The 17,054-nt window shown below is 59.3% G+C and carries 20 protein-coding genes; 17 read left to right on the top strand and 3 right to left on the bottom strand.

The genetic code is table 11. The annotated features are described in order from the left end of the window. Nucleotides 1-9: 9 nt before the first annotated feature. Nucleotides 10-1,545 (bottom strand): flagellin N-terminal helical domain-containing protein, encoded by a 1,536-nt coding sequence (locus OHL18_RS19845; RefSeq protein ID WP_263376622.1) that lies wholly within the window; start codon nt 1,543-1,545, stop codon nt 10-12. Nucleotides 1,546-1,801: 256 nt separating this feature from the next. Between OHL18_RS19845 and OHL18_RS19850 the strand changes: the two genes are divergently transcribed. Genes OHL18_RS19850 through OHL18_RS19860 form a run of 3 tightly spaced genes read left to right on the top strand, consistent with a single transcriptional unit; the run spans nt 1,802 to nt 3,683 of the window. After that, nucleotides 1,802-2,119 carry a flagellar FlbD family protein gene (locus OHL18_RS19850; protein ID WP_263376623.1) on the top strand — a complete coding sequence of 106 codons (318 nt, stop codon included), beginning with the start codon at nt 1,802-1,804 and terminating at the stop codon, nt 2,117-2,119. Nucleotides 2,120-2,166: 47 nt separating this feature from the next. Next, nucleotides 2,167-2,952 carry a flagellar motor protein gene (locus tag OHL18_RS19855; protein ID WP_263376624.1) on the top strand — a complete coding sequence of 262 codons (786 nt, stop codon included), beginning with the start codon at nt 2,167-2,169 and terminating at the stop codon, nt 2,950-2,952. Beyond that, nucleotides 2,952-3,683 (top strand): OmpA/MotB family protein, encoded by a 732-nt coding sequence (locus OHL18_RS19860; RefSeq protein ID WP_263376625.1) that lies wholly within the window; start codon nt 2,952-2,954, stop codon nt 3,681-3,683. The genes OHL18_RS19855 and OHL18_RS19860 overlap by 1 nt, the downstream gene beginning before the upstream one ends. Nucleotides 3,684-3,854: 171 nt before the next feature. Here the strand turns inward: OHL18_RS19860 and OHL18_RS19865 are convergent, their stop codons facing one another. Next, nucleotides 3,855-4,283: a secondary thiamine-phosphate synthase enzyme YjbQ gene (locus OHL18_RS19865; RefSeq protein WP_263376626.1), complete on the bottom strand. Its 429-nt coding sequence runs from the start codon at nt 4,281-4,283 to the stop codon at nt 3,855-3,857. Between the two features lie 106 nt (nt 4,284-4,389). Here OHL18_RS19865 and OHL18_RS19870 point away from each other — a divergent pair, with 106 nt between their 5' ends. From OHL18_RS19870 to OHL18_RS19910, 9 genes are all read left to right on the top strand, one after another. Continuing rightward, nucleotides 4,390-4,746, top strand: a complete 357-nt coding sequence (locus OHL18_RS19870) for a tetratricopeptide repeat protein (protein WP_396274933.1) — start codon at nt 4,390-4,392, stop codon at nt 4,744-4,746. Further along, complete coding sequence (locus OHL18_RS19875; RefSeq protein ID WP_263376628.1) at nt 4,743-5,357, top strand: non-canonical purine NTP pyrophosphatase; 615 nt, start codon at nt 4,743-4,745, stop codon at nt 5,355-5,357. The genes OHL18_RS19870 and OHL18_RS19875 overlap by 4 nt, the downstream gene beginning before the upstream one ends. 138 nt (nt 5,358-5,495) lie before the next feature. Beyond that, complete coding sequence (locus tag OHL18_RS19880; RefSeq protein ID WP_263376629.1) at nt 5,496-6,440, top strand: succinate dehydrogenase cytochrome b558 subunit; 945 nt, start codon at nt 5,496-5,498, stop codon at nt 6,438-6,440. 12 nt (nt 6,441-6,452) lie between these two features. After that, complete coding sequence (gene sdhA, locus OHL18_RS19885; RefSeq protein WP_263376630.1) at nt 6,453-8,222, top strand: succinate dehydrogenase flavoprotein subunit; 1,770 nt, start codon at nt 6,453-6,455, stop codon at nt 8,220-8,222. Nucleotides 8,223-8,278: 56 nt separating this feature from the next. Further along, entirely contained in the window at nt 8,279-9,004 is a 726-nt protein-coding gene (locus tag OHL18_RS19890) for a hypothetical protein (protein WP_263376631.1), read from the top strand. Nucleotides 9,005-9,041: 37 nt separating this feature from the next. Continuing rightward, a complete protein-coding gene (gene sdhB, locus OHL18_RS19895) occupies nt 9,042-9,809 on the top strand; it encodes a succinate dehydrogenase iron-sulfur subunit (protein WP_263376632.1) in 768 nt (255 codons plus the stop codon). 44 nt (nt 9,810-9,853) lie between these two features. Beyond that, nucleotides 9,854-10,069 carry a type II toxin-antitoxin system HicB family antitoxin gene (locus OHL18_RS19900; RefSeq protein ID WP_263376633.1) on the top strand — a complete coding sequence of 72 codons (216 nt, stop codon included), beginning with the start codon at nt 9,854-9,856 and terminating at the stop codon, nt 10,067-10,069. Beyond that, entirely contained in the window at nt 10,066-10,305 is a 240-nt protein-coding gene (locus OHL18_RS19905) for a type II toxin-antitoxin system HicA family toxin (protein WP_263376634.1), read from the top strand. Before OHL18_RS19900 ends, OHL18_RS19905 begins: the two co-directional genes overlap by 4 nt. Nucleotides 10,306-10,335: 30 nt before the next feature. After that, on the top strand, nt 10,336-10,734 hold the full coding sequence (locus OHL18_RS19910; RefSeq protein ID WP_263376635.1) for a GlcG/HbpS family heme-binding protein: 399 nt from the start codon (nt 10,336-10,338) through the stop codon (nt 10,732-10,734). A 215-nt stretch (nt 10,735-10,949) separates the two neighbouring features. On the opposite strand, the gene OHL18_RS19915 is transcribed toward OHL18_RS19910, so the two are convergent. Beyond that, a complete protein-coding gene (locus tag OHL18_RS19915) occupies nt 10,950-11,963 on the bottom strand; it encodes a glutamine synthetase beta-grasp domain-containing protein (RefSeq protein WP_263376636.1) in 1,014 nt (337 codons plus the stop codon). Between the two features lie 324 nt (nt 11,964-12,287). Here OHL18_RS19915 and OHL18_RS19920 point away from each other — a divergent pair, with 324 nt between their 5' ends. The 5 genes from OHL18_RS19920 (at nt 12,288) to OHL18_RS19940 (ending at nt 17,017) form a co-directional block, all read left to right on the top strand. After that, the gene (locus tag OHL18_RS19920) at nt 12,288-13,211 is read left to right on the top strand and encodes a carbon-nitrogen hydrolase (protein ID WP_396274939.1); all 924 of its coding nucleotides are present in this window, start codon (nt 12,288-12,290) and stop codon (nt 13,209-13,211) included. A 41-nt stretch (nt 13,212-13,252) separates the two neighbouring features. Then, a complete protein-coding gene (locus tag OHL18_RS19925) occupies nt 13,253-14,302 on the top strand; it encodes an agmatine deiminase family protein (protein WP_263376637.1) in 1,050 nt (349 codons plus the stop codon). Then, complete coding sequence (tadA, locus tag OHL18_RS19930) at nt 14,303-14,776, top strand: tRNA adenosine(34) deaminase TadA (protein WP_263376638.1); 474 nt, start codon at nt 14,303-14,305, stop codon at nt 14,774-14,776. 70 nt (nt 14,777-14,846) lie between these two features. After that, on the top strand, nt 14,847-15,623 hold the full coding sequence (locus OHL18_RS19935) for a glucose 1-dehydrogenase (RefSeq protein ID WP_263376639.1): 777 nt from the start codon (nt 14,847-14,849) through the stop codon (nt 15,621-15,623). Nucleotides 15,624-15,643: 20 nt separating this feature from the next. After that, nucleotides 15,644-17,017, top strand: a complete 1,374-nt coding sequence (locus OHL18_RS19940; RefSeq protein WP_263376640.1) for a UDP-N-acetylmuramoyl-tripeptide--D-alanyl-D-alanine ligase — start codon at nt 15,644-15,646, stop codon at nt 17,015-17,017. Nucleotides 17,018-17,054: the final 37 nt, after the last annotated feature.

Raw genomic sequence — 17,054 nt, forward strand, 5'->3', positions numbered from 1 at the left:
TGTGGCGGTTTATTGCAGCAGCTTGAGGATCTCCTGCTGCACGGTGTTGGCCTGGGCGAGAGCGCTGATGCCCGTCTGGCTCAGAACCTCGTACTTTGCGAGGTCGCTGGTTGCCTGGCCGTAGTTGGTCGCCTGAATTGCGTTCGAGGCGGAGGTGAGATTGACGTTTGCCGTGTTCGCAACGCCAGCCGCGGCGTTGAGCTGGTTGATGTTGGCACCGAGAATACCGCGCTGGTACGCGACGTCTGCAATGGCAGAGGTTAGGCTGGTCAGCACTGCCGAAGCATTGCTGGCGGTCAGGGTGTTGATGCTCTGGTCAGTGAAGTTGACCCCGGCACCAGGCGTGGCCTTGGTGGTCTGGGTCAGGGCGCTTCCGGTGAAGTTGAGGGTTGAGCCCGTACCTGCAGGCCCATAGATGCTGAGCGTGCCAGTGGTAGAGCTGTAGGATGCGACGATGTTGGCATTCTGAAAGGTTGTGTTGGCGTTGATCTGCGCGGCCAACTGACTACCGGTCGTGCCTGCGTTCACGGTGATGGAGGTCTGGGCGCCGGTACCTACGCCGATGGTGAGCGTTCCCGCAACCGTGGTGGGCAAGGTAGACAGAACGATGCTCTCCAGCGAACGGCCATCGACCGCAGCCGTGCCGGAAGCGGCAACCGGAGCCGTGTCCGTAACGCCGGCAGCGGTGGTCGACGTCAAGTTGCTGGTAAAGGTTACCGAACCGCCGATGCCGCTGACGGGCCCCTTGATGGTAATCACGCCTGTTCCAGTGTTGACGGTTGCGGTGATCCCCTGCGAAGAGAACGTCGTATTGGCGTTGAAGGCTGCGGTGAACTGGCTGGCGGTAAGGCCAGTCACGGAGAAGTTGTTCGCGGTGCCGCCAGACAAGGAAACAGCGATGGTGCCGCTGATCAGGTCGGTTGCATTGGTTGGGGTAATGGTGCCAGTCGATTGCACGCTGGCGGCGGAGGTGCTGCCGGCTGCTGCGACCGTCACGGCTCCGGTGGAGACTCCGCCGGTGGACGGACTCTGACCTACGCTGGCCGTTGTGAGGATGCCTACCGTGTCGTTGTACGTATTGGCACCAGTGGCTGAACCATCGGATACGAAAAGGTTCGTGGTGTTAGCAGTAAAGACCTGGTTGCCGGAGAAGTTCGTCGACGAGCCGATTGCACCGATCTCAGAGAGGATGGTCTGATACTCCTGGTTAGCGGAACTGACCTGCTGAGAGTTGAGGGTGGAGTTTGCGGACTCTGTCGCCAAAGTTACAGCGCGGGTGAGGAGGCTGGTGACCTGGGCCAAAGCTCCGTCTGCGGTCTGCAGAAGTCCGGTACCGTTGGTGGCGTTCTGGGCGGACTGTTGCAGGGCGGCTTCGTTGGCCTGCAAGCCGTTAACGACTGAAAGGCCGGCCGCGTCGTCCGCGCCGCTGTTGATCCGTGAACCGGAAGAGAGCTGTTGCAGGACCGTCTGCAGACTCGCCTGAGTCTGGTTCAGATAATTCTGCGCGTATAGTGCCGAGATATTGTTGAGGACACTCAAGGACATTGTGTTCCGCTCCTGTACTAACGATTTGGTGGTATCAAGGTTTTGACATCAGCGCCGAGTCTGCCCCGAGTGCCGATCGGACCCTGTTGCCCACGAGCTCTTGCAGGTCCCGATCATCATGCGGAAGGCTCCGCGTTCCCAGACTTCATCGGCGACGGGACTTTTCGCATTAGCGTGTCTGAATGCGAGAACGGGAAGTATGCGGTGGCGGGAAGGATGAAGGTCGATTCCTTGAAAGTCGGCTCGTGAGTGGGGAGTGGCCGCCGATGAAGCATTCGAGGCGGGGCATCCGATGATTGAGCTGACCAGGCTGAACGGTAATAAGTTCTCTATTAATTGCGACACGATCAAGTACATCGAAGCGGCGCCGGATACGACACTGTCGTTGACGACCGGAGAGAAGATCCTGGTGGTCGAGACATGCGAGACCGTGGTGCAGCGGTGCATCGAGCATCGGGCGAAGGTGCTGCGTTTAGCTTGGCCGGACGCGCGCATGTTTCTGACCGGCAAGCCGGTGGAAGGTGCGAACCCAAATCCGGCCAAGCCTGCGCTCGTGGGCTCTTCCAACTCCTGATGGGCGACTTGTAGTGGCAGTGATTGCGGGTCAGAAAGGAACTTCCTGTGGACATCGCCAGTGTGATGGGCATAACCCTGGCCCTGCTGGGCATCCTGGGCGGCATGTTGATGGAGGGCGGGAGCATCGCCCAGATCACGCAGCCGACCGCTGCGATCATCGTGCTTTGCGGCACCGGCGGGGCAGTGCTGCTGCAGTTCCCTTTCAGCATCTTCATGGCCGCGGTGCGACAGGTGGCGAGGGTGTTCACGGTAGAGGTCTCGAATGCGCAGGTGACCTTGAGCCAGATTGTGGAGTTTGCCAACAAGGCGCGCAGGAGTGGCGTGGTCTCACTCGACGAAGACCTGCCGCGCATCGCGGAGCCTTTCATGAAGCAGGCGCTGATGCTTGCCGTCGATGGCATGGATCCAAGCTCTATACGGCAGATCATGCACCTGGAGCTGGAGAACGGCGCGGAGATTGAAGAGAAGATCGCCTCGGTGTTTGAGGCTGCGGGCGGGTATTCGCCTACGGTGGGAATTCTTGGCGCGGTGCTGGGGCTAATCCAGGTGATGCAGCATCTGGAGAACATCAATGAAGTGGGTAAAGGTATCGCCGTAGCGTTTGTGGCGACGATCTACGGAGTGGGACTGGCGAACCTCGTCTATCTCCCCATTGCGGGAAAACTGAAGATCAAGCATCGCGAGGAGCAGGTGGTGAAGGAGATGGTGCTGGAGGGTATTGTGTCGATCCTTGAAGGCATGAACCCGCGCATGCTTGAGTTGAAGCTGAATACTTATCTGCTGGAAGCGCGCGCTGAAGAGCAGCGGGCAGAAGATCGCAGGATTAAATAATGAGGAAGAAAGCGGTATCGCATGTGAGCCACGAGCGATGGCTGGTGTCTTACGCGGACTTCATCACGCTGCTCTTCGCATTCTTCGTGGTGCTGTTTGCTTCGAGCCGTGGGGACAAACGCAAGCAGGTGCAGGTGTCGGATGCGATGAAGTCTGCGTTCTCGGAGATGGGCGTCTTCGATCCAAGTTCGAAGACGATCTCGTTGATGAACGCGGGCGGGGCGACCTCTTCGGGCAAGCCTGTCCCCTTGCCCATGGCCGAGTTGAGTCCAGAAGAGTTGAAGAAGGCGATCGACCAGGTGGTGGCGAACCAGGTGAGCCAGGGGAAGCTGGCAGCGGGCAGCGTGACCACGCGCATTGCTCCGGATGGGCTGGTGATTTCGCTGCATGATGCTGGGTTCTTCGCGTCGGGGTCGGCGGACGTGAACCCGGCGTCGCTGCATATTCTGACGACAATCATCGAGGCTCTGCCTAATCGTCGGCTGCGCGTGGAAGGTCATACGGACAATGTGCCCATCCACACGCAGCAGTATGCGACGAACTGGGAGTTGTCGACGGCGCGGGCGTCGGCGATTGCTCGGTTCATCATTGAGCGGCATACGATTGACGCCAATAATCTATCGGCGGCTGGCTATGCGGAGTTCCATCCCGTGGCGAGTAACGACACGGAAGAAGGCCGCACGCAGAACCGGCGTGTGGACATCATTGTCTTGTCAGGCCAGGTATCGTAAGGACGCCCTACGCGGACGGCGGTCACTTCGTGCGGTATTGGGCTTCGCGTGGTGCTCCCGTTGGTCGCAAGATGAACCCTATGCTGACCAACGTGAGGCCCACGCGAAGCGGTATACATGTCACGAAGTGACCGCTCCGCGCGTAGCGGGCCCGTCCGGCAGGAGTCCAGGCTACTTTGTTAGGCCAAGTATCTTGACGATGACGCGCTTGTCGCGCCGGCCATCGAACTCCGCATAGAAGATGCGCTGCCACGGGCCGAGGTCGAGTCGGCCCTTGGTGATGGGCAGCGTCGTCTCGTGATGCAGCAGGAGCGACTTTAGATGAGCGTCGCCGTTGTCTTCGCCGGTATGGTGGTGCTTGTATCCGGGCCAGCGTGGGGCGATGTTTTCGAGCCACTGAGAGATGTCTTCGAGCAGGCCATCCTCGTGGTCGTTGACGTAGATGGCGGCGGTGATATGCATGGGGCTGACGAAGCAGAGACCGTCGTCGATGCCGCTTTCATGGACGATATCTTCGATCTCGGGCGTAAGGTGCACCATCTCATAACGCTCCTTCGTGTTGAGCGTCAGGTAGGCAGTGTGGGACTTCATTGTGGCCATGAATCTCCTCTAAAGATCGCAGTGTTGCAGCTAATAAACGGGCCGAATGGGAGAGATTTATAGTGAGGGGATGAGCCGCGAGACCGATGCTGCCGATATTTCCAGTATGCATTCGAACATCACTGAAGTGTTTGATGCAGGATTAGAGTGCATGGCCGAGGGGAACGCTTCTCGAGCGGCGGAGATGTTCGAGCAGGTGCTGGCTTTACGGCCTAGTGATGTTGAAGCTGCACATGGCCTGATCCGGGCTTTGGTGGATGCGGGACGAGTCGATGAGGCGCTGGCGAGAACGCAGCAGTTGATCGAACAAGAGCCGGACGATGTGCTGGCGGTAACGAGGCTTTCGATGATCTACCAGCAGAAGGGGATGATTGCCGAGGCGGAGGCCGCTGCTGCTCGGGCGAAGATATTGGGTTGGAAGATGGAGCTTCGCGGCGGGCCGGCGGCGAAGACGGACCTATGACAAGAAGACTGCTGGTTGCGAGCACGAATAAGGGGAAGCTGCGGGACTTTGCCATTGCTGCGAAGGGCGACGCGAACCTGCTGCCGCTGCCAGGGCTGGAGGGGATCGCCGCGCCGGACGAGGATGAAGATACGTTTGAGGGGAACGCTCGGATCAAGGCTACGTATTACTCGCTGTTTGCGCCGGGGGAGATTGTGATTGCGGATGACTCGGGATTGGAGGTCGATGCTCTCGGTGGCGCTCCCGGTGTGCGGTCGGCCCGGTATGCGGAGGACATGAAGTTTGCGGGCGAAGGGTCGGTGGATGTCCGGAATAATTCGTGCCTGATGGCGGCACTTGAAGGCGTTGAGGCGCGGGCAGGGCGATATCGCTGCGCGCTGGTGGCGGCTCGTGATGGGAATGTGCTGGCTGTGGGTGACGGCACGGTTGAAGGATGGATTCTTGCGGCGGCCCAAGGCGATGGCGGCTTTGGGTACGATCCTTACTTTTTGCCAGAGGGCGCGACCGGGTCGATGGCGGAGATCGGAAATGCTGAGCGAATGTTGTTGAGTCATCGTGGACGGGCGTTGCGGGATCTGCTGCCGAAGTTGATGGCCGTAGCGGCGATTTGATGGGATAGAGAATTTCGCACAAACACTTCGATAATCGGACATTGAGCGGACGGTTTCTTGACGCTGGTTGAATGCGGGCGGAATAATCCGAGTTGCGCGTCTGTTTTTGCCGATGCGTGCCCGTAAGGAGCTCTTCCCATGGCAACTGTCGCTCCGCCTGTACCTTCCTCTTCGACAACTCGTGGTGTGCAGCCTTTGCGTGCTGGGCAGGGGAACTCGTTTCTGTGGCGCAAGCTGCATTCGCTCTCGGGAATTGTGCCGATTGGCGCGTTTTTAGTCGAGCATATTCTTTCCAACTTTGAAGCGATCCATGGGCCGCTTGCCTACGCGCAGCAGGTGAAGTTCCTGAACAGCCTGCCCTTGGTGCGGGTGCTGGAGTGGGCGTTCATCTTCATTCCGCTGGCATTTCATGCGGGGTATGGCGTGTTCATCGCGTTCCGCGGACGCAGCAATGTGAACGTCTATCCGTGGGCGGGCAACTGGATGTATATCGCGCAGCGCGTGACCGGGCTGATCGCGTTTGTGTACATCATTCAGCATGTCTGGCGTCAGCGGTTCAGCGGTGTGAGTCTGCCGGAGCATCCGGGAGCGGCGTTTGCCAAGGTGCAGCATGAGCTCGCGAATCCGTGGATGCTGGCGATCTATGTGATCGCGATGGTGGCTACGACGTGGCACTTCGCGTATGGGATATGGCTGTTCGCGGCGAAGTGGGGGATCACGCCGGGGGATCGCGCTCGGAAGAGATTTGGATATGTGTGCGCGGCGATTGGGACGGCGCTTTGCGTGATGGGGCTTTGGGGGATGTGGGCGTTTGTGGGTCCGCAGTATCAGAATGCGCCGGCGGATGTAATGCCGACGCAGACTTCGCATCTCCTTTCAGGAACGATCCCAATGTTTGATCCCAATGGTGTTGTTCGTCTTGTTCCCTACCAGGAAATCGACCAAGCAATAGCCGCTGGCGGGACACGTGCCGTAAAAGTTGAAGATAGCGATAACTCAACGCGCTGGCTACGCGAGGATCAGGTTGAGGCAGCAGTCAAGCAAGGCGCTAATGTAGTGCCATACTCGCCCCACACAAAATAAGAGGAAGCAAGCATGGCAGCTCCAAGAATCATCGTTGTAGGCGGCGGACTGGCTGGGCTTTCGGCGGTCATCAAGATCGCGGAGGCGGGCGGTACGGTTGACCTGTTTTCGATTGTGCCGGTGAAGCGGTCGCACTCGGTCTGCGCGCAGGGCGGCATCAATGCGGCGAAGGACCTGAAGGGCGAAGGAGACTCCGTCCTGAAGCACTTCGACGACACGGTCTACGGCGGCGACTTCCTCGCCAACCAGACGCCGGTGAAGAACATGACGGCGCAGGGGCCGGCGATCGTCGATCTGCTCGACCGCATGGGCGTGCCGTTCAACCGCACGCCGGAAGGTCTGCTGGACTTTCGCCGCTTCGGAGGAACGCTCTATCAGCGGACAGCGTTTGCGGGCGCGACGACCGGCCAACAGCTCCTCTATGCGCTGGATGAACAAGTCCGGCGCCATGAGTCTGAAGGCAAGGTGACGAAGTACGAAGGCTGGGAGTTCCTCTCCGCGGTGCTGGATGCCAATGGCGCGTGCCGCGGTATCTGCGCGATGGACCTAAGGACGATGGAGACGCGGACGTTTCCAGCGGACGCCATCATCATCTGCACGGGCGGCAACGGAGCGATCTTCGGCAAAAGCACGAACTCGGTGGTGTGTACCGGCTCGGCGCAGTCCGCGCTGTACCAGCAGGGAGCGTTCTACGCGAACGGCGAGTTCATCCAGGTGCATCCTACCGCGATTCCGGGAGAAGACAAGCTGCGGCTGATGAGCGAGTCAGCGCGTGGCGAGGGCGGCCGCGTATGGGTGCCGCGCGACAAGAACGACAAGCGCGTGGCGCGTTCTATCCCGGAGGGCGACCGTTGGTACTTCCTGGAAGAGTGGTATCCGAAGTATGGCAACCTCGTGCCGCGCGATGTGGCGACGCGCGCGATCTTCAAGGTCGTCTATGAGCATGGCATGGGCATCGACGGGCAGCCGATGGTCTACCTCGACCTGACGCATCTTCCCAAGGAGCGGCTACACAAGCTCGAAGGCATCCTTGAGATCTACGAGAAGTTTGTAGGCGACGATCCGCGCGAAGTGCCGATGAAGATCTTTCCGGGCATGCACTACACGATGGGCGGCCTGTGGGTGGACTTCGAACAGCAGACCAACATCCCGGGCGTGTTTGCAGCGGGCGAGGCGGACTACAGCATTCATGGAGCGAATCGGTTGGGCGCGAACTCGCTGCTCTCGTGCATCTACGGCGGCTTCGTGGCGGGGCCGAATGCGCTTGCTTATGCGAAGAATCTGGCAGCGCAGCCGGGCGATGGCGGCCACGCAGCCGAGCTGCAGCGGCAGAAGGAAAAGAACAACGGGCTGCTCTCTTCCACCGGCACGGAGAACCCGTTCAAGCTATGGCGCGAGCTGGGCGAGACGATGACGAAGCATGCCACCATCATTCGCTATAACAGCGGTCTGGATGAGGCGGACGCGAAGATCGTCGAACTGCTGGGGCGCTACAAGAACATCAATCTTTCGGACAAGAGCCAGTGGGCCAATACGAGCTTCGCGTTTACGCGGCAGCTTGAGAACATGCTCGAACTGGGGCGCGTGATTGTGCAGGGAGCGCGGCTGCGGGATGAGTCTCGCGGGGCACACTTCAAGCCGGACTTTCCGGAGCGGAATGATGAGAAGTTTTTGAAGACGACGAAGGCGAAGTTTGTGGAGGGTGCGCCGGCGTTTGAGTTTGAAGAGGTGGATACGAGTTTGATCGTGCCGCGGGCTAGGAATTACGCGGCTAGTGCGTAGGGGCAGAAAGCGTTCTAGTTGGTTTTTTGTAGTGACTCAGATTGCAGAGGGGCGACATGAGAACACAACTCGCGGTTTGCGCTTTTTTGGCAATATGCTTGGCTGCGACTGCTCAGACTAAAATTAAAGGGCATCGCTTAGGGGAATCGCCTTCGGAGTTTCTTAAATCTGATGCTCCGCTTGCGATCAAGCTACAAGAATGTCATCAGGACGCGCCTCATGCGCTTACCGCCGAACAGGTACATTCCCTCCCGGACGATGAGATTTCAGCGATAGCCCTCCATTATCCCAATTTTCCAAATCGTAAGAAATTAGAGAAGCTAGCTGCCTCTAGTGTCGTTATGAGCTCCGACAAGCGTTTTCCGGGTAGGCAGGTCTTTTGTGATGCGGCCATCGCGGTTCTAGAGGACGGCAAGGATGGACGGTTCCTGTCAGATATTTATTTTCCCGATATCTCCGTTCCAAATACACAGTTTGTGTTCTGGAAGGGGAGTCTTTCTGAAATTGACTTGGATCTTTTCCACGTAGAGTTCGCAGATGTGTCTGCGGATTTTGAACAAAAAGTTGGGATGAAGCCAGTGGAAACTCAGCCGCAGATGCAGAATGGCATGGGAGCGGTATGGCTTGATCGAGTCGCAGTGTGGACCACGCCTGAGCTCCATGCCGTACTTCATGAGAGTCGAAATCCCGCTAAGCCTGAACTGTCATTTGTTATTAAATCCACGGCTCTTCGTTCTGTTGAGGCTGCCGAAAAAACTAGTCGTCCAAGCGCGCTCGACTAGTGCTTGGGAAATAATTCTTTTAGAAATGGGTGCTCCAGTGTTTTCCAATCACGCGAAGACGATTAAGGTTGAGATCAAGCGACAGAGCGGGCCGGATGGCTCCTCAACGGTAGAGAAGTTTGAGATCCCCTACCGCCCGAACATGAACATCACCTCGGTGCTGGGCGAGATTGCGTGCAATCCCATCACGGCGGATGGCACGGCGACCGCACCCATCACCTACGACGCAAACTGCCTGGAGGAGATCTGCGGCTCCTGCGCGATGCTCATCAACGGCAAGGCGCGGATGGCGTGCTCGGCGCTGGTGGACAAGCTGACCGACGGCAGCGAGCCGATCACGCTGGCTCCGCTGTCTAAATTTCCAGTCGTGCGCGACCTCTCGGTCGACCGCAGCGTGCTCTTCAAGAACCTGAAGGCGGTGAAGGCGTGGGTGCCGATCGACGGGACGTATGATCTCGGCTCAGGGCCAAGACAGTTTCCCCAACTTCAGGAAGAGCTTTATCCGCTGTCGAACTGCATCTCCTGCACGATCTGCATGGAGGTGTGCCCGCAGTTCAACGATTCGACGAACTTCGTGGGTGCGGCGACCATCGCGCAGGTCAAGCTGTTCAATAACAATCCGACCGGAGCCGTGCTGAAGGCGGAGCGGCTGCGGGCGCTGGCCGGCGATGGCGGCGTGCAGGAGTGCGGGTTTGCGCAGAACTGTGTGGAGGCCTGCCCGAAGCAGTTGCCGCTGACCGAGGCGATCTCCGATGTGAGCCGGGACGTGCTGCTGCAGCAGGTGAAGGACTTCTTCGTGCGGTAACGCGCGCGATTGCGGTCTGATCGGAGCGGGAGTACGCTAAGCAGATGAGCGAACTCCTCTTCAACGTCACGCAGGATTCGGATGGTGGCTACGTCGCGATTGCCGATGGACCATCCATTGCGACACAGGGGGACACATGGGACGAGCTATGCTACATGGTTCTGGATGCCGTCAAGGGGTACTTTGAAGTCGAAGGTACTCAGCCACCAGAACGAATCCGCCTCTTTCTTCATGTTGAGCAAGTCCTCGCGGTTGCGTGAAGACTCCAAGAAATCTATATGGGCGGGAACTTGCCGACCATCTCATCCGCCATTGGGAATATGTCGAAAGCCGACAAGCCGGTAGCCACATCGTGATCCGCACGGAGTCTCCGACGGGTCAATCGATTCCGATTCCAGCCCACAAACCGCTCCGCACAGGGACGCTCAACGCCATCCTTCGAATGGTTTCCGACCATAAGAAGGTCAGCCGAGAGGATGTCTTGCGCGGTATCTAGAACAGACAATTTATCGCTTCAGGAGAGAACATGAGCATTGGACTTGCAGAGGCTCGTCGCATTATCGCGGCGGCGGAGAAGAAGGCAGAGGAGCTTGGGCAGCCGATGAACGTCGCGGTTGTGGATGCAGGGGGCAACCTCGTCGCGTTTGAGCGGATGGAGAACGCTTGGCTGGGGTCGATCGATATCTCGCAGAAGAAGGCCTGGACTTCGCGGGCGTTCGACATTACGACGAAGGACCTGGGAACGCATTCGCAATCGGGAGACCAGTTCTTTGGCATCCATGCTTCGAATGATGGCAAGGTGATGATCTTTGCTGGTGGGATTCCGCTCAAGGTCGATGGCAAGGTGGTGGGTGCGATTGGCGTGAGTGGTGGGTCGGGTGAGCAGGATCATGCCGTGGCTGAAGCTGGGGCGGCGGCGCTGTAAGTAACGCACCCATCGCGATGAGACTGCGATGGATGGGGCACCCATTTCGTGGCGGCACTGAAGGGAAAAGCGAAATGCGGGGGTCTCCCCACTACGCATTGCGATGAGACTGCAATGCTCCGGTCGAGATGACGCTTCATACAAGGGTATGTAAAGGAAACGCCCCGATCTCAATGTAGATCGGGGCGTTCGTGTGTTGCGCTGTTGTCCGCTGGTTAGGGTTTGGGAACTTCGTTGATCGTCTTGAGGATCTGGGAGACGATCTGGTACGGATCGCCCTGCGAGTTCGGGCGTCGGTCTTCGAGGTAGCCTTTGTAGCCGTTCCTGATGAAGTTCACGGGCATGCGGATAGACGCGCCGCGGTCGGAAAGACCGTAGCTAAACTGGTCGATCGCCGCCGTCTCGTGCAGACCTGTCAGGCGAAGGTGGTTGTCCGGGCCGTAGACGGCGATGTGGTCGGCGACGTTCTTCTCGAAGCCCTTCATGAGCGACTCGAAGTAGGGCTGTCCGCCGGTCTCGCGAATGTATTTGGTGGAGAAGTTGGTGTGCATGCCGGAGCCGTTCCAATCGCCCTTGATGGGCTTGCAGTGGAGTTCGACGTCGACCTCGTACTGCTCGCAAAGACGCATCATGAGGTAGCGGGCGACCCAGGTGTCGTCGGCGGCCTTCTTGGAGCCCTTGGCAAAGATCTGGAACTCCCACTGGCCCTTGGCGACCTCGGCGTTGATGCCTTCGTGGTTGATGCCGGCGTCAAGACAGAGGTCGAGGTGCTCTTCGACGATCTGGCGGGCGATGCTGCCGACGTTCTTATAGCCTACGCCGCAGTAATAAGGGCCCTGGGGGCCGGGGTAGCCGGTCTCGGGGAAGCCGAGGGGACGGCCATCCTGGTAGAGGAAGTACTCCTGCTCCAGGCCCACCCAGAAGTCCGGATCGTCTTCGATGGTGGCGCGGTAGTTGGTGGGGTGGGGGGTGCCGTCCGGAAGCATGACCTCGCAGAGGACGATGTATCCGTCGATGCGGCTGGAGTCGGGATACAGGGCGACGGGCTTAAGGATACAGTCAGAGCTCTTGCCTTCTGCCTGCTGGGTGGAGCTGCCGTCGAATCCCCAGAGCGGAAGGTCGGCGAGCGTGGGCTCGTTTTCGAAGGACTCAAGCTTGGTCTTGCCGCGCAGGTTGGGAACCGGCTTGTAGCCGTCGAGCCATATGTATTCGAGTTTGTACTTGGTCATAGGAGTATTCGCTGACGCTCGGCTTTCTGATGGGTTTTTGACGACTGGTTTCAAACGACGTGGGTACGTTCAGGCATAAGAGCGCCGTGGAGACAGGCGTGCGGCGCATCGTTTGCTCAGTATTTGAATCTAAAGTTATCAGATTCCGGCGGATGAGCGCGAAGAAGTTCACGCAGCCTTTACGTCCCCTTTATAACTTTGTGAAGCGATTCCCACCTTTCCTTTCTGAGGGCGGGATGCGGGCGCTGCAGCGTCCCCTACGGGGATTTGCTGCGAATAGAATCAGGAAGTCAGGCTCTGTTTGAGCCGTTGTGGAGGTTTGAAGTGGCAGGTTCCTTGAAGAATAAGAAGATCGCACTGATCCAGATGTCGTGCGAGCCGGATACGGCGGCGAATTTGGACAAGGCGGCTGACCGGGTTCGCGAGGCTGCGCGCGCCGGGGCGAACATTGTGTGTCTGCCGGAGCTTTTCCGGGCGCAGTATTTCTGCCAGCGCGAGGAGCATGCGCTGTTTGACCTGGCGGAGTCGATTCCGGGGCCGAGCTCCGAGCGGCTGGCGGCGGTGGCGAAGGAAGAAGGCGTCGTGGTGATTGCGTCGCTGTTCGAGCGGCGTGCACCGGGGCTCTATCACAATACGGCAGCGGTTCTGGAGCAAGATGGGTCGCTGGCGGGGATCTACCGCAAGATGCATATCCCGGATGATCCGCTCTACTACGAGAAGTTCTACTTCACGCCGGGCGATCTGGGCTTTAAGGCGATGAAGACGTCGCAGGGGCACATCGGCACGCTGGTGTGCTGGGATCAGTGGTATCCGGAGGGCGCGCGCGTGACCGCGCTACAGGGAGCGAATACGCTCTTCTTCCCGACGGCGATTGGCTGGCATCCGAGCGAGAAGGAAGAGTTTGGCGAAGCGCAGTATTCCGCTTGGCAGACGGTTCAGCGGGCTCATGCGATTGCGAACGGCGTGTTCGTGGGCGCGGTGAACCGCGTTGGCTTCGAGCATGGCGACGTAATCCACAACGGGGAGCACATCAAGGGACCGGAAGGTGCGGGGCTGGAGTTCTGGGGCGGCAGCTTTATCGCCGATCCGTTCGGCAGGATCATCGCGAAGGCTCCGCATGACCGCGAGGATATTCTGATCGCGGAGATCGATCTGAAGCTGCTGGAAGATACGCGGAGGAACTGGCCGTTCCTGCGGGACCGGCGGATCGATGCGTATGGCGGGATCACCAGCCGGTTTATCGATTGAGTTTCTTCACGTTAATGGAAGCAGATAAGAAAGCAAGGTTGATGACGACACCCCGCCCCAAAGACTACCGTATGCCCGCAGAGTGGGCCCCACACGGAGCTACGTGGATTGCTTGGCCGCACAACGCCGAGGACTGGCCTGGGAAGTTCCAGCCGATTCCGTGGGTGTACTCGGAGATTGTGCGGCATCTTTCACGGGTGGAGGACGTGAACATCCTGGTGAACGATCTCCCGGCGGAGAAGCGGGCCACACAATTGCTGAAGCGTGCCGGGGCCAACCTGGCCCGGCTGCACTTTCATCATTGGGCGACGGATCGGGTATGGCTGCGGGACTCCGGGCCGATCTTTGTGAAGAACGCGGAGGGGGCGCTGGCGATTACAAACTGGAAGTTCAATGCTTGGGCCAAGTACGACAACTGGCGGCGCGACGACCAGATTCCGCAGCATGTGGCGAAGCTGTATGCGATGACGGAGTTTCGACCGGAAGTGAATGACCACAGGCTGGTGCTTGAGGGTGGCAGCATCGACACGAACGGCGCGGGCATTCTGCTGACGACTGAGGAGTGCCTGCTGAGCGAGGTGCAGCAGCGTAATCCCGGCGTGAGCCGCGAGCAGTTAGAGGCGGCGTTCGGCGAGTATCTGGGTATCGAGAAGGTGTTGTGGATGCACAGGGGATGCGCAGGCGACGACACGCATGGGCACATCGACGATGTGACTCGATTTGTGGGTGAGAACACCATTTTGACGGCGGTCGAGAAGAACACGGCGGATGAGAATCATCTGCCGCTGGCGGAGAATCTTGACCGGCTGAAGACTGCGCGGAACCTGAGCGGCGGTACATTTGATGTGCGCGAGTTGCCGATGCCGAATCCTGTGATCTTCGATGGCCAGAGGCTGCCCGCAAGCTATGCGAACTTTTATATCGCGAATGGCCTGGTGCTGGTGCCGACCTTCAACGACTGCCACGACCGGCTGGCGTTGAACATCATCGCGGAGTGTTTTCCGGAGCGTGAGGTCATCGGAATTCATGCGGTAGACCTGGTGTGGGGGCTGGGCACGCTGCATTGCATGACGCAGCAGGAACCGGCCTAGATGGTGGAGGATCTCGACTTTTTGCGGGCCGCGATTGAGCAGGCTGAAGCGGCTGAGCGCGATGGCGAGGTACCGGTGGGCGCGGTTGTTGTTCTTGACGGCGAGATCATCGCGCGGGGCAACAACCGCGTTCTACGGGACAGCGATCCGACGGCGCACGCGGAGATCGTTGCAATGCGGGCGGCGGGGAAGCTGCTCGGGAACTATCGGCTGGAGGGATGTTCACTGTACGTGACGCTGGAGCCCTGTGCGATGTGTGCGGGGGCAGTTCTACATGCGCGAATCGCTCGTCTGTTCTATGCGGCGAGCGATCCCAAGGCTGGGGCGTGTGGATCGGTGCTGGGCGTGATGAATCATCCGCAGTTGAACCACAAGGTCGAGGTGGAGGCTGGGCTCCTCGGCGAGGAGTGTGGGGCGATGCTGACGAGGTTCTTTCGCGAAAGAAGGCTACAGGCAGCGCAAGCCGGAAAATAACCTGGAGATTAATCCTGCCGACGTGCGATTGGCTGAAGCCTTGCATCTACCTTCTCAGGGGTGAACGACTATGGCATCTGGACGTCTTTTGGGAAAGACTGCAATCGTGACGGGATCGGCATCGGGGATTGGGCAGGGTATCGCGTTGCGGTTTGCCAGCGAAGGAGCGAACGTCGTGATCGACTTTCGTAGCCACCCGGAGGCCGGCGAAGAGACGCGGGCAAAGGCGGAGGCGTTTGGCGTGAAGGCGATCCTGGTCCATGCTGATGTATCCAAGATCTCTGATACGCAAAACCTGGTCGAGCAGGCATGGACTCAGTTTGGCGGCTGTGACGTCCTGGTGAACAATGCTGGAGTGGAGAAACATGCGGCGTTCCTTGATGTAACGGAAGAGGACTATGACACTGTTCTCGATACAAACCTGAAGGGCGCGTTCTTCCTTACACAGGCCTTTGTGAAGCGGCTGCAAAGCGCGAAGAAGCCGGGTGTGGTGATCAATATCAGTTCAGTCCACGAGGACATGGTCTTCCCGAACTTTTCGACATACTGCGCGTCAAAGGGTGGCATACGCATGGTGATGCGCGACCTGGCGGTGGAGCTTGGGCCCATGGGGATCCGGGTGAACAATATCGCTCCGGGGGCGATCGCAACGCCGATCAATACGGCATTGATGGCAGACAAGCCGAAGCTGAATGCGCTACTGGCGAATATTCCACTCGGACGCATGGGGACGACGGACGATGTGGCGGGGTTGGCGGTTTTTCTGGCGTCCGAGGATGGCGGGTATGTGACGGGATCGACCTTCGTGGTGGATGGCGGGCTGATGCGCAACTATCATGAGCAGTAGGTTTTGATGGGAGTTGCGGATTGAAGTTGACGCTGGGGCAGGTTGCGGATTTTATCCATGCTGAGGGCGAGTTCCGTTCACAGGATGAGGCGGTTGGATACTCGATCGACTCGCGGACGATTGGGGCGGGGGAGCTTTTTTTCGCGGTGAAGGGCGAGCGGTTCGACGGGCACGATTATGTCGAAACGGCGCTGTCGAATGGTGCTGTCGCAGCAGTCGTCTCGATGAGCTGGATGCCGTCGGATGAGCTTGATCCGTGTCTGCTGCTGCGGGTACCGGATGATTGCGAGGACTGCGTGCTGAGGGCGATGCAGCAGCTTGCGAACGCCGTGCGACGCCGTTGGGGCAAGAGGGTGATTGGAGTTACCGGTTCGGCGGGTAAGACGACGACCAAAGAGGCCGTCGCGACTGTGCTGGGCAGCAGATTCCGGGTGCTGAAGTCGGCGGGGAATCTGAACAATCACTTTGGCCTGCCGCTGCAGTTGCTGAAGCTGGAGCCGGAGCATGAGATTGCAGTGATCGAGATGGGCATGAACCACGCTGGCGAGATTCGGGCCCTGGCGAAGATCGCGGAGCCGGACTGGGCGGTGGTTTCGAATGTTGCTCCGGTGCATCTGGAGTTCTTTCCGGAGGGGATCGCGGGGATCGCAAAGGCGAAGTATGAGTTGGTGGAGTCCCTGCCTGCTGATGGGATTGCGGTGCTGAATGCGGACGACTCATATGTGGCTGCGTTTGCGCGGGGGCTGGGGGACCGGGCGATTTTGTATGGAATGTCCCAGAGCGCTGCGGTAAGAGCGGAGAATGTCGTCGATGCCGGGCTGGATGGGGTGCGATTCACCGCCGTCGCGGGCGAGGAGCATGCGGAGGCAAGGCTACGCGTGCTCGGGCGGCACAATGTTTCGAATGCGTTGGCGGCGATCGCGGTTGGGTTGAAGAGCGGGATGTCGCTGGCGGAGTGCGTGGCGGCGGTGGGAGAGTTCCGGGCCGGGGATCGCCGGGGCGAGGTGCTGACGTGGAATGGCGCGACGGTCATCAATGACTCGTACAACTCGAACCCGAAGGCATTGGATGCGATGGTGGATGCGCTGATGTCGGTGCCGGCGAAGCGGCATATTGTGGTGGCCGGGGAGATGCTGGAGCTGGGGCCGGATGCGGCGGATCTTCATGCGGCTTGTGGGCGGAGGATGGCGGAGCGCGGGGTGTCGGTTGTGGTTGGAGTTCGGGGCGACGCGAACGCGTTGGTGGATGGAGTGAGGGAGGGTGGCGGAATGGCGGAGTTTGTGGCGTCCGCTGAGGCTGCGGGGAGCTGGATGAGGGAGAATCTGCGCGAGGGAGATGTGGTGCTGCTGAAGGGATCGCGTGGGGTAAGACTGGAACGGGCGTTGATTGCTTGAGGAGGCATCGCTGGTTCGTGGTGGGAAACTCCCTCTG

The sequence above is a fragment of the Granulicella aggregans genome, assembly GCF_025685565.1.
GTDB classification, from domain to species: Bacteria; Acidobacteriota; Terriglobia; order Terriglobales; family Acidobacteriaceae; genus Edaphobacter; species Edaphobacter aggregans_B.

Bases quoted from the DNA above. Each gene is read 5' to 3' on its own strand.
- OHL18_RS19865 (WP_263376626.1), bottom strand. From the start codon at position 4,283: ATGGCCACAATGAAGTCCCACACTGCCTACCTGACGCTCAACACGAAG.
- sdhA (WP_263376630.1), top strand. From the start codon at position 6,453: ATGGCAGCTCCAAGAATCATCGTTGTAGGCGGCGGACTGGCTGGGCTT.
- OHL18_RS19860 (WP_263376625.1), top strand. From the start codon at position 2,952: ATGAGGAAGAAAGCGGTATCGCATGTGAGCCACGAGCGATGGCTGGTG.
- tadA (WP_263376638.1), top strand. From the start codon at position 14,303: ATGGTGGAGGATCTCGACTTTTTGCGGGCCGCGATTGAGCAGGCTGAA.
- OHL18_RS19845 (WP_263376622.1), bottom strand. From the start codon at position 1,545: ATGTCCTTGAGTGTCCTCAACAATATCTCGGCACTATACGCGCAGAAT.
- OHL18_RS19915 (WP_263376636.1), bottom strand. From the start codon at position 11,963: ATGACCAAGTACAAACTCGAATACATATGGCTCGACGGCTACAAGCCG.
- OHL18_RS19890 (WP_263376631.1), top strand. From the start codon at position 8,279: ATGAGAACACAACTCGCGGTTTGCGCTTTTTTGGCAATATGCTTGGCT.
- OHL18_RS19900 (WP_263376633.1), top strand. From the start codon at position 9,854: ATGAGCGAACTCCTCTTCAACGTCACGCAGGATTCGGATGGTGGCTAC.
- OHL18_RS19880 (WP_263376629.1), top strand. From the start codon at position 5,496: ATGGCAACTGTCGCTCCGCCTGTACCTTCCTCTTCGACAACTCGTGGT.
- OHL18_RS19875 (WP_263376628.1), top strand. From the start codon at position 4,743: ATGACAAGAAGACTGCTGGTTGCGAGCACGAATAAGGGGAAGCTGCGG.
- OHL18_RS19925 (WP_263376637.1), top strand. From the start codon at position 13,253: ATGACGACACCCCGCCCCAAAGACTACCGTATGCCCGCAGAGTGGGCC.
- OHL18_RS19935 (WP_263376639.1), top strand. From the start codon at position 14,847: ATGGCATCTGGACGTCTTTTGGGAAAGACTGCAATCGTGACGGGATCG.
- OHL18_RS19910 (WP_263376635.1), top strand. From the start codon at position 10,336: ATGAGCATTGGACTTGCAGAGGCTCGTCGCATTATCGCGGCGGCGGAG.
- OHL18_RS19870 (WP_396274933.1), top strand. From the start codon at position 4,390: ATGCATTCGAACATCACTGAAGTGTTTGATGCAGGATTAGAGTGCATG.